Genomic DNA, 11,773 nt, shown 5'->3' with positions numbered 1-11,773 from the left:
ATCCAGGGCTAGCCAGGAAGCTGGGCCTCACTACGCAACGGAACCTATTAAAGGGCTTGCGGCGGTTGGGCTACCTCGAGCATTCCGTCTCAGTAATTAGGGAGATTGCAGCGAACTCTGGTAAGCCAAGCGACGAACGTGCGTTAGCAATATACACCTCAGAACTAGCCCTGTACCGTGGCGAGGTAGACCTCGATCTAGAACTACCCTCTCTGGACTACCAGCCTAGAGGTGGAGTGGTGCTTCACTTCGTCGGTAAGGCGCTGCCCGAGACTCAATCGGGATACACGCTACGTACGCAATACACTGTCGAAGCGCAGCGCCGCGTGGGTATGGAACCTGTTGTAGTTGCGCAAGCTGGAGCTAGTGACCGACCCCATCTACACACTGAAACGTATGAGCACAACGGGATTCGTCACTACCTCCTCGGAGGACCTCAACGAGGCGCGGGACCCTGGGATACATGGATACGTGAAAACGTGGAGCGCTTGGCAGAGGTAGTTCGACTTGTACAACCATCACTGATTCACGCACATTCTGACTTCATTAATGCCATGATCGCATTGCCTGTCGCGCGGGCCTACAATATCCCATTAGTAAACGAGACACGGGGATTCTGGGAAGAAAGCTGGCTATCGCGCGTTACCGCAGCGGAAAATTGGAACTCGGACGAGAGTGGCTGGAGGGGAACCACGTTGCCGGATATGTACCGGCTTCGTGTTGAGCGTGAAGCAAAGATGCGCAATGCTGCCGACGGAGTGGTAACTCTCGCTAGTGTAATGCGCGACCACATCGAGCGCGTTGGAGAGAATCTTGGTTATCCGGTACCCAAGATTTCTATCGCTCCCAACGCCGTTGAGGCAGAACAGTTCCCGGTGCTGGGCCCCAATGCCGATTTGCGTCAAGACCTGTCTATACCGCGCGACGCAACCGTAATTGGATACATTTCGTCTATAGTTGAGTATGAGGGGATCGACACGCTTATCCGCGCTATGCACGAACTAGAACTGGCGGTGGAAGCAGTAGCGCGAAGCTCAACACATGCGTACAAGGGTGCAGTGCTAGAAGGAACCGAGAGCCCGCTCCTGGAGACGTCGTCTTCGGATCGCGCCACCGGCGGAATCGAAGGCGCAGCGCGGCAGAGAGGCGATAGCACCGTTGACTCCAAGCAAATCGCGATAATGGATCTGCTTGATAAGCTATCGGAATTCAACGGCGATAGGGATATCGGCAGTCTGACTCAGCACTCGACGTCGCTCGTCAATTCCGTTTCCTCGCTCACCGGCCCAATAGTCCTAGTTATTGTAGGCGACGGGGCGCAACTTGCCAGTCTCAAGGCGCTCGCCACGCAGCTGGGAGTAAAAGGCGTAAAGTTTACGGGCCGCGTAGCTCACGATAGAGTACTTGAGTACTATGGACTGATTGATTTATTTGTGGTGCCGCGTAAGAAGGCGGCAGTCACGGAGCTAGTAACACCGCTGAAACCTTTTGAAGCGATGTCGACGGGACGCCCTTGTATATTCTCGGACGTGGGCGCTCTCGCAGAAATTGCGCGCGACTCCGGTGCAGTCCAGTTGTTTATGGCGGATGACCATTGCGACCTTTCGGCAACGATGGCGCAACTAATTGCGGATCCCGACCAGATGGCAATCATGGCGCGCAAGGGTGCGGACTGGGTGCGCCGGGAACGTAGATGGGATGGTAACGCGCTAACTTATCTAGAGTTCTATAGTTCTATAGGGGTGAATCTTGGCACGTCTGCTGCGTGAGGAATATGACGGCTCTTGACTTTTAGTCGGATCTAGGCAGTCGACTCCAGCCTTAGACCACAATATGTAGTTGCGCACTCGATAGATGGGGCACCGATGCAAAATCCCGACGAATCGATGGCAGGTTGTAAGAGGCGGCTGGCTGCGTATGTTCAGGAGCGACTCGACCAGCAACTGGCCGCTCCATTATTCGAGGAGATCCAGCAGTTCGAGCATATGGGACGAATCTCTTCGATCCATCTGAAAGAACTCTTCGCACTACTCTATGACCAGGGCTATGTGGAGCGAGCGTTGGTGGTGGCTGAAGAACTGGATGGGCGACCCGACATACCGCGCTCGAATTATGCTGCGCCACTTAGGTCGAAGTTGGCCCTCCTCAACGACGAGTCTGTCGATAGCACTAATATCGAATCGTCCGTTCTTCAGTCATCGCCCGCGCGATTGTTGATTGTAGCGCCGCCCTCGACATTCGTAGAGGACAAACGCAGTGCGGAGGCGTTGCTCCGTATCTCCGACCACCTCGGGCTCTACGCATCGGTCGCGTATAGGATGGGCTCCGTCGAAGCCGATGGTTACGATGTTCATGATGTTGATGGCGTGAAACACTACGCAATCCCAGGGCCTCCGTCCGAGGACATACCTACCGTCGAGTGGATGAAGCTCTACCAAAAGAGGTTGGATGCCGTTGTACGTAAGGTCCGTCCTTCAGCAATTCTGGCAATCTCGACCTATGTCGATGGGTTAGCAGCCGCGAGCGTTTGCCGAAGGCACGGGATCCCATTCCTATACAAGACCGATCACAGTTTCGATAGTCCGCGGCCGGCTTCAACCAGTTCAGCCGACGGTGCATATAGGTACCATGATCCCTTTGGGTCGGGAACTCCAGACCGCGATGTACTTGAATCGCGTTGCGAAGCGCGAGTTGCTGCCTCGGCAAGTGCAGCCTTGGTTCGCCGGGCACAGAAGGAAGCGTTATACAGGCATGGATTGTCGGGCGCACAGGTTGTTGGCTTCGCGAGTCGAGACGTGAGTACGCTCGAATGGTTGTCCCTCTTAGAGATAGGCGTGCAAATCTCAGACAGAGATGTCGCGCTCGCGCGCGCGATGTCACCCCCTTCTGTCTTGGCCGTCCGGTCCCGTGTCGTAGACTCACCACGGCTACCATTGGATCGAATTTCTGATGCGGGCGGAGCCGGCACTGTTGAGGATATTCGGCACATCGGCTGGAAGTTTGGGAACCTCGCACCGTTAAGGATTCTGCCAGACATCAATTGGTTCGAAGCAGGTGCTGATAACCGGTCCCAAGCCTATAGCCTTCACGCATGGGACTTTATGGTCCCGTTCTTGAGAAGTTGGAGTGCATCCGGAGATCGCGAATCCCTCGATTGGTGCATCGATCGTGCTCGTAGTTGGTGTGAGGCTCTTTCAGAAACGTCTGGCAGCGGCACCATGGCTTGGTACGATATGGCCATCGCTAAACGTGCGCCGAGACTTGCATATTTGCTGCAGGAGGCCATACACGAGGGTGAGCCTGATTCAGTTATTGATACTTTGTTGCGATCGACTGTGCGGCATCAGCGCGAAATCTGTAGACCCACTGCCTTCAACGCCGCGACAAACCATGGATTCTACACGGCCATCGGACAGTTGAGTTTCGCCCGTCGATTGGCGACGTTGCCAGCTATGGAGTATGTGCATCATCAGGGCGTGGACCGTCTTGAGGCGGTGGCTTCGAAGCAATTTGCTTACGATGGTGGACACCTGGAGCATTCACCTGACTATCATCGCTTGCTTCTTGGGTCGTTCCTCGATGCAATGGACGATGGCTTGCTCGATTCGGCGGACGCAAGGGAGCGGATCGTTCGTGCGGCCGAGGTCATGGGATGGTTCATTAGGCCCGACCGTAGAACGGTCGAGATTGGGGACTCCCCGGCGCGTCGGGTTCCACCGCGTGGGCGTACCTTCTCGACGCCTCATACGCAGTTCCTGGCGAGCTCGGGGCGGGCTGGGATTCCGAACCCTGAGGAGATGCTGATCCTCAAAGAGTCGGGGTATGGTTTTGTTCGTTCTCCGCAGCCAAAGGGAACTGATGACCACCTAGGTGCAGGTTACTTGTCTTTTATGGCGGGTTTTCACTCGCGCACCCACAAGCATTGCGATGACTTGTCGGTCACATGGTTTGATCGTGAGCAGGAGATTCTGATCGATAGTGGCCGTTTCGGATACCTGGATCCTCTGCCGCGTGACTCTCCCGACCGCTTGAAGGGCTTCTACTATGGTCGTCCGGAGCGGCAGTATGTCGAGAGCGTTGTGGCCCACAACACCGTTCAGTTCGACCGGCAGGACCATGACCGAAGAAATCGCGCACCGTATGGCTCAGCACTGTCATTTGGGCAGAAAAGAGATGGCCAGTTTCGGATTGTTGGTCGCGTCGATCATGGCGACTGGGTGCACCATCGTACTGTTACCCTGTGTCCAGGGGAATGGCTACTGGTAGATGATTTTGTCCAGGTCACCTCTTCGAGCAAACATTCATTTGTTGTTTGGTGGAACCTTGCGGAAGCGTTCGACCGGCCGACCATTTCGAACGATCGGGTTGAGTTTTCGATGGGGAGAAAGTCCGGCACCTTGTCTGTCATTTCGCTGTCGGGCGATGAATTGGTAGAACCAGTGAGGGGGCAGAGTGTTCCCCTGAGGGGCTGGCGGTCCGCTTCGGACTACGAGTTCACGCCGTCCTGGTCCATGGGGCATCGCGTGACTGCGTCGAGTGAGCATCGTTTCGAAACTCTTCTGGCGTTTGACGAGGATGCCTGGCGGAGGCCGTCGACAGCCTTTGACGATGATTCGCCCTCCGTTTGATGGTGGCGTTGGTCGTTTGATTCTGACCAGGGCTTCGTGGCCCTGCTGCGGAGCGTAGAGCCTCGCTCCCAACCCGACGGACCGCTGAACCGGCCCGGGTTCTCTGCCGCTACTTTGCGGGTTCGGGCTCTCGGGTGAGGGCCGCGTAGTGGAGCGTCTCGAACTCTATCGGGGTGAGCATCCCGAGAGAGCCGTGGAGACGGCGGTTGTTGTACCAGTCGACCCATCCGGCGGTCGCGTACTCGACGTCGGCGAGGGTGCGGTAGGGGCCGGGATGGAAGACGGTGGTGCGGATGCACTCGGTCTTGAACAGACCGTTGATCGTCTCCATGAGGGCGTTGTCGTAGGCATCGCCGACAGTCCCGATCGAAGGCGCGATGCCTTCGAGGGCGAGGTGCTCGGTCAGGCGAATCGCCGTGTACTGCGACCCGGCGTCGCTGTGGTGGATCAAATCCCCTGGTGAGACAGGGTTTCCGTCGCGCTCGCGTTGCCAGAGCGCGATCCGCAGTGGGGTCATGACCAGGTCGACCTTCTTGCTGGAGCTGGCGTGCCAGCCGATGATCCGCTGGGCGAAGACGTCCACGATGAACGCGACGTAGACGAACCCCGCCCAGGTGCGCACGTAGGTGAAGTCGGTGACCCACGTCAGGTTCGGGGCCGGTGCTGTGAAGTCACGGTTCAGCAGGTCACCGGCTCGTTTCCCGCTCGGGTCGGCAATGGTGGTGCGCAGATTCTTCGCCCGCCGCACACCCTCGAGCCCGAGGCTTCGCATCGCCCGGTCCACCGCGCCGCGAGACGTGCCGGCCAGGTCGTGCTGGCGGCGGAGCAGGGCGACCCACTTGCGCCGTCCGTACAGGCCCTCAGGCGTCATCTGCATCCGTCCGGTGACCTCGTTGAAAGTCCAGGCCAGGGCGCGGACCTTGTCCTCGACCAGGGCGTCGGTGACGGTGCGGGCCGCGATCGGGGCGGGGCGCTTCCACGCCCGGTAGGTCCGTGCAGCGATCTGCAGGCCCTGTTGACGCAGGACGCGAACGATCGACTCGACTGCATAGCCCTCGGCCCTCATCTCGTCGACGAACGCCAGGATCAGCGGTTTCGGGGGTCGAGCTCCCCCGCGAAGAAAATCGACGCCCGGCGCAGGATCTCGTTGTCCTCCCGCAGGCGCCTGTTCTCGGCCTTGAGGCGCTTGACCTCGGCAGACTCCTCGCTCGTCACGCCCGGCCGGGTGCCGTCGTCGACCTCGGCCTGGGCCAGCCAGCGCCGCACCGACTCGCGCGATACACCCTCCTGGCGCGCCACCGCCGTGACGGCCGCTGTCAGCGTGGGGTACTCCTGCAGGTGCTCGCGCACCAACCGCACGCACCTCGCGCGCAGCTCGGGATCGATCTTCTTCGGCATGCTGTCCATCCTTCCGGACTCAAACAGCAGCGGCATCAAACCTGGGACGCTTCACCGCAGGTCTCCGAGATCGGTGTGCAGCCGTTGGGAGTTGTGCCAGTCGACCCACCCGAGTGTCGCGAGCTCGGCGTCCACCACGGTTTGCCAGGCGGAGTTCGACCGCCGACACCGGAAGTGATCGCGTTCATCGACACGAACCACGGTGACGTCGCCAGCGACGTCACGCTCACAGTCGAGTTTATGTGTGCCGTGCCACGTGCGGCAGGGGTGCAGGTGTGTCTGTCTGATTCATGGGTCTTCGCCGATCTGGTGGGGAGTGGCCCTGGCGGGGTGACGGGCTGGGCGTGGGGGTCGAGGTCCCCGATGATCAGGAGCCACCAAGCAACCTGATCGATCTCGAGGACCTCGACGTTGTCCAACGCTACGGGGTGCGCTTGCGCGCCCACCACTACTGACCCCTGCTCGCGATGTGACGTCCTGCTGGGCCTGCCCGTAGTTCACGTCGAGACGGTCGAGCGGACCGAGACGACGATGACGGTCACGGTCTCGTCGTCGTGGCAGTTGCAGGGCTGTGCGGACTGTGGGGTCGTGGCCCCGAGCCGCGGTCGCCGGCGGCGGGTCCTGCACGACGTGTCCCACGGCGAGGTCCCGGTTCGGCTCGTGTGGCGCCAACGGATGTGGCGCTGCCCAGAGGCGGCGTGCCCTCGGGGGGCGTTCGTCGAGCAGATCCCAGTTCGCGTGGCGCCGCGTGGCTCGATCACCGGCCGCGCGATGGGGTGGGCGATCGGGCAGCTGCGCCGAGAACATGCCACGATCGCTGGCCTGGCGCGCCGCCTGGATGTCTCCTGGTGGGCGCTGTGGCGGGCCGTGAAGCCCGAGCTCGAACGCCGTGCCACCGACGAGTCCCGCTTCGCGGGCGTAACAAGCCTCGGCGTTGATGAGCACGTCTGGCACCATGCCAACCCGAAGACGCGTGGACCGAAGGAACTGACCGGGATGGTCGATCTCACCCGCGATGACCAGGGCAGAGTGCACGCACGACTGCTCGACCTGGTCCCGGGCCGGTCGAAGAAGGCCTACGCCGACTGGCTGACCGCCCGCGGCCAGGAGTTCCGCACAGGCGTGCAGGTCGCAGCGCTGGATCCGTTCGGCGGCTACAAGTCCGCCATCGTCGACCAGCTCGAAGACGCGACCGCGGTGCTCGACGCGTTCCACGTGGTCAAGCTCGGCACCCAGGTCGTGGACGAGGTCCGCCGCAGGGTCCAGCAGGACACCACCGGCCATCGTGGCCGTAAGGGTGATCCACTGCTGGGGATCCAGACCATCCTGCGGGCCGGAGCGGAGAACCTCGCCGACAAACAGCAGGCTCGTCTGGCCCGCGCGATCGAGGCCGACGAACGACACGAGGAAGTGTTCGTCGCCTGGCAGTGCGCCCAGCAGCTGCGAGCCGCCTACCGGCAACAAGACCTGACCGACGGCCGTCACCTGGCCGAGAAGATCCTGGCGTCGTTCCGCCGCTGCCCGATCCCGGAAGTCGCGCGCCTCGGGCGGACCCTGCGCCGCTGGCGCGAGGCGTTCCTGGCCTACTTCGCCACCGGCCGAGCGAACAACGGCCCTACCGAGGCCATGAACGGCATCATCGAGCTCCACCGCCGTCTCGCCCGCGACTACCGCAACCGCGAGAACTACCGACTACGGATGCTCCTCGCCGCAAGAGGACTCACACCCTGATCCCCACCAGATCGGCGAAGAGCCGGCAAACAACTGCAGCTCCACTCTGGATACGCACTCCGAAGCGTCGATCGACACGTCGCCGCTCTACTCAAGCAGTACCGCTAGGAGCTTTCGGTTCGCGCTCAACTCGATTCGGTACTCACGCCTGACGTAAACCGGTCGGCTCCTCGCCTCCGGAGAACTTACGCCCTCCACCGGATCGGCGAAGTGCCCGCGATGGCGGTACCGACTCGCGCTGGTTCTAGTACTCATAACCGAAACTTCGTGGCGAATCGTTCAGCTCAGACGCGACTTGTGATCGCACCCAATCTGGGATGTCAACCGTAGGGCCCGAATAGATGTTGGTTCTTGCGACCAGTGCCCCATCCTTTGCAAAATCACGGAGCACGCCCGCAAGATCGGAAACTTGCCGAGGGTCATTCAACACTCTCATGAGGAAGTCAAGCGCTCTGACTCCGTCGGCACGAACGTCCTCATACCTCACGAAGCCATCCAAACCTGTCTGGAGTGCTTGGGTGTAGAACCGGTTCACCAAATTGGTATTGCGACGAACATACTCTCGATCGCCCATCTCCGGGGCGATAAACCGCCTATACGAAGACTTGCGGAAACTACGAGATACGACAATATCGATCGGATTGCGGGCGATAAATACTGTTCTGGCGGGCGCATGGAAAAGCTGGGGTGTCTCCCAGTTGTGCGCGGTGTTAACGAATCGAGTATGTACGAGTTGCCTGGGATCGCGGCGCCCGTGAGCAATGTGAACTGCGTCTAGAAAACTTGTCCTCTGCGCAGGCGATAGGAGAGATATGCTCTCACGAATCCGATGGCTCAAATAGATTTCACCGCACGCTTGATAGCCGCCGAGCTCCTGGAGCATAGGCTCAATCCAGTGGGAGCCCGAACTGCCGCAGTTTGGCATAAAAACAGTCAAGGGGGTAGTGTCTGACCTAAATTGCGCTACGCCGACCACAGCGTCTATTAGATCATGCTGAGTATAGTTAAGTTTACGGCGAATGGCTGACATTCGATTAGTCATCTTATCAGCCTGACGCTGCGACTTCTCGGGCCACCACGCGCGAATATCACTCGCATAGTCCCGGAAAAGCGTTTTCCAGTCTCTCATCGGAGTTTGCTCACCCAATCGCTAAAACAAATTCGAAGCAGTGACGCCACGGTGCTATTCATCATACGTCCTGACGCCCTATGTTCGCACGGCCGAGGTTCATGCGCATTACCCTCGATCGAACTCGCCAATTATCGAGCTTTCGACCCGTTGCTTGTTCCACTGCCTTGACGTCTGGGCGATACAGTTGGAACAAAGCCGCTAGCTCTTGCTCGCTATACGACTGCCTGTCTTGAAACCTCTGCACCCAAGGCGGAGTAGCATCATCTGGTGCAGCAATCGGCTCAAACCAATTGTTGGTTGGGGGCTCCAGTGACAATATTTCAAGCGCCCGCCTTATCGACCCCTCGGGATTGGTCACTAGGTCGTCGTAGAGGAAAATATGAATGCGTGACTCATTGAAAACTGTCGACCAGTGATCATGATGCTTCTTGTAGAAGCCTTGGCCAATGATCCCGGCCTCACGGGGCAACCCGAACAGACTCTGAGGTAGGTCAAAGTGCGCCATCGAGAAATAGTGCCAATAGGCGGCGATCGCGCGAGTTACGGGCTCCCTTAGAACTACGAAGACTTGGGCTTCATCACCGGTATACTTGCTAATGCTGCTCGCAGCATCAGTTCTCTTCGGGGAGAATGGTGACCCGGTTGATTGCCAGAAGTACGTGGGCGTACAGTCTATTCGCCATTCATGGTCGGCGCCGGACATGAATGACTGGCGGTATGCTTCATCTCCCTTATCAGAGTTGAAGCGTATGGGATCATCGAAGTATCTCCGTCCAGCAGCTCCTGGTAAGTATACTTCTGGATGCCGCGCGATATTCTCTGAGAGCCATTCACATCCGCTTTGTTCAGCTCCAATGATGAACAGGTTTGGCTTGACAGAATCTCTGTTGCTAGAGTCTGCCGTGCGCGGGCCAGTCCTTCGCAGCTGATCAGGTCCTGAAGCTCGCTTGCTCGTGTCGTCCGCGTTTTGTTCGCGGATAGTCGTTTGCCCACTATCGCCGGTTATTAGACGCGAAGCCTTCATGTAGACCTCGCTGCTGTAGTGGAACGGCGCTTCTCCCCAAGGGTGGTTTGGGCTCGAAGAGACTTCATGCTCGTTAAGCCTGATTACCTTTGCATTCAATGCTTGTGCGGCAATGTCCGAGTAGAGCTCGAAGACTGGGTTTGCTTCCGAGGCGCTCACGCCGAAACTAGGCACAGCCGGGCCTCCAGATTCTGAGTAAGCAGCCCACGGGATGTCCAGCAGAATTATCGCCGCACGGGGCATATGTTGGCGAAAGAGGCTGCCTACCGCTGTGATTCCTTGGGTCCAGTACTCAAGGTGGCGGTCTGATCCGAACGCCAAGTGCTGTGTCCCAGGTGGAAGTAGAGACTCCACATCGGAGTCGATTAATTCGTGCGTGCGGGTAATGACAGATCCGTCCGGGAGTACGTATACTCCAAGCCTTTCGTCTGTTAGATCAATAAGAGCAAGATCGGTATGTTCGCCGTATTCGGGGATTAGCGACTGGATGTTGGAGGCGTAGTCGCCCGACACCATTCGCTGCTGGAACGGAGAGGCGAGGATGGGCGGCGCGACCATCGATACCGGCCGCGTGTATGCGCTGAGAGCGGATTGCCTGGCAACGTACTGAACGAGTTCGAACTGGCCAGGATCTAGGTGCTCAAATGTGTCTCGAGAGACGCATGAACCGTAGATGAAAACTCTGTGCCTGGTCATTGATCGGACTCCGCGTTCCAGTGGGCAACTTTACTCTGGACTCCGAGCAGGTGGCCGATCGATCCGGTAGAGCGTCGGGCGGCCGAGCCGTCGCCGTAGGGGTTTGTGGCCCGGGCCATCGCTTCGTAGGCGTCAGGGTCAGAGAGCAGGGTGGAGACGTCGTCGACTATCCGGTTCTCGTCGGTGCCGATGAGCTTGACCGTTCCTGCGTGGACGGCCTCCGGCCGCTCGGTGTTCTCGCGCATGACGAGTACCGGCTTGCCGAGGCTCGGCGCTTCTTCCTGCACGCCACCGGAGTCGGTGAGTACGACCGTGGCGAGCGAGAGCATCCGTGTGAACTCACCGTAGGCGAGCGGTTCTGTCACGGTGACGTTGCTTAGCCCCTCGAGCTGGGGGAGCACGGCCTCTCGCACTACCGGGTTGCGGTGGGCGGGCAGTACGATCTGAACGTCGGGGAATGACTGAGCGAGACGCGCAAGTGCCCGGCCGACGCCCTCCATCGCTCCTCCCCAGTTCTCGCGTCGATGCGTGGTCACGAGCAGCACCCGCCGCCCAGAGTCGGCGAGGTCCTCAAGCTCAGGGTCCGAGAAGGTGGTCTTCTTCTCCACCGTCATGAGTAGGGCATCAATCACCGTGTTGCCGGTGACGACGATGTCGTCTGGTGAGACGCCTTCGCTCAGGAGGTTCTCCTTGCTGGTGGCGGTGGGTGCGAGGTGGAGAGCAGCGATCTGCGAGGTGATCTTGCGATTAGCCTCCTCCGGGAACGGTGAGAGGATATTCCCCGACCGGAGGCCAGCCTCGACGTGCACCACGGGGATCTGACGGTGGAACGCTGCAAGCGCCGCCGCAGTCGAGGTGGACGTATCGCCTTGCACGACGACGGCGGCCGGGCGCTGTTCTTCGAGTACCGGATCCAGGCGCTCAAGTACCCGAGCCACGATGGTAGACAGCGTGGCGCCGTGCTGGAAGATGTCGAGGTCGTAGTCCGGCGTGATCCCGAAGATCTCGTTGACTTGATCGAGCATTTCTCGGTGCTGACCGGTCACGACAGTGATCGAATCGAGCTGGTCGCTTGCTTCGATAGCCTTGATGACGGGTGCCACCTTGATCGCCTCGGGACGGGTCCCGTAGACGGTCATGATGCGCGGTCGCGTCGCTTCCATG

6 protein-coding genes are annotated in these 11,773 nt (G+C 59.4%); 3 read left to right on the top strand and 3 right to left on the bottom strand.

The annotated features are described in order from the left end of the window. The first annotated feature begins 239 nt into the window (after positions 1–239). Both HDG68_RS02095 and HDG68_RS02090 read left to right on the top strand, forming a co-directional pair. A complete protein-coding gene (locus HDG68_RS02095; RefSeq protein ID WP_172148773.1) occupies positions 240–1,769 on the top strand; it encodes a glycosyltransferase in 1,530 nt (509 codons plus the stop codon). A 96-nt stretch (positions 1,770–1,865) separates the two neighbouring features. Next, entirely contained in the window at positions 1,866–4,628 is a 2,763-nt protein-coding gene (locus tag HDG68_RS02090; RefSeq protein ID WP_172148771.1) for a heparinase II/III domain-containing protein, read from the top strand. 109 nt (positions 4,629–4,737) lie between these two features. On the opposite strand, the gene HDG68_RS02085 is transcribed toward HDG68_RS02090, so the two are convergent. Further along, a protein-coding gene (locus HDG68_RS02085) for an IS3 family transposase (RefSeq protein ID WP_172148769.1) occupies positions 4,738–6,026 on the bottom strand; the annotation gives its coding sequence in 2 pieces (ribosomal slippage) (positions 4,738–5,753 and positions 5,753–6,026; 1,290 coding nt in all). 411 nt (positions 6,027–6,437) lie between these two features. Here HDG68_RS02085 and HDG68_RS02080 point away from each other — a divergent pair. Then, the gene (locus HDG68_RS02080) at positions 6,438–7,757 is read left to right on the top strand and encodes an ISL3 family transposase (protein WP_172148768.1); all 1,320 of its coding nucleotides are present in this window, start codon (positions 6,438–6,440) and stop codon (positions 7,755–7,757) included. A 1,190-nt stretch (positions 7,758–8,947) separates the two neighbouring features. Here HDG68_RS02080 and HDG68_RS02075 read toward each other — a convergent pair. Both HDG68_RS02075 and wecB read right to left on the bottom strand, forming a co-directional pair. Next, positions 8,948–10,609 carry a DUF6270 domain-containing protein gene (locus HDG68_RS02075; RefSeq protein ID WP_172148766.1) on the bottom strand — a complete coding sequence of 554 codons (1,662 nt, stop codon included), beginning with the start codon at positions 10,607–10,609 and terminating at the stop codon, positions 8,948–8,950. Continuing rightward, entirely contained in the window at positions 10,606–11,772 is a 1,167-nt protein-coding gene (gene wecB / locus HDG68_RS02070; RefSeq protein WP_246253423.1) for a non-hydrolyzing UDP-N-acetylglucosamine 2-epimerase, read from the bottom strand. Before wecB ends, HDG68_RS02075 begins: the two co-directional genes overlap by 4 nt. Position 11,773: the final 1 nt, after the last annotated feature.

This window comes from Isoptericola chiayiensis, from assembly GCF_013149805.1.
GTDB classification, from domain to species: Bacteria; Actinomycetota; Actinomycetes; order Actinomycetales; family Cellulomonadaceae; genus Isoptericola; species Isoptericola chiayiensis.
This window is presented reverse-complemented; position numbering and strand designations above follow the sequence as displayed.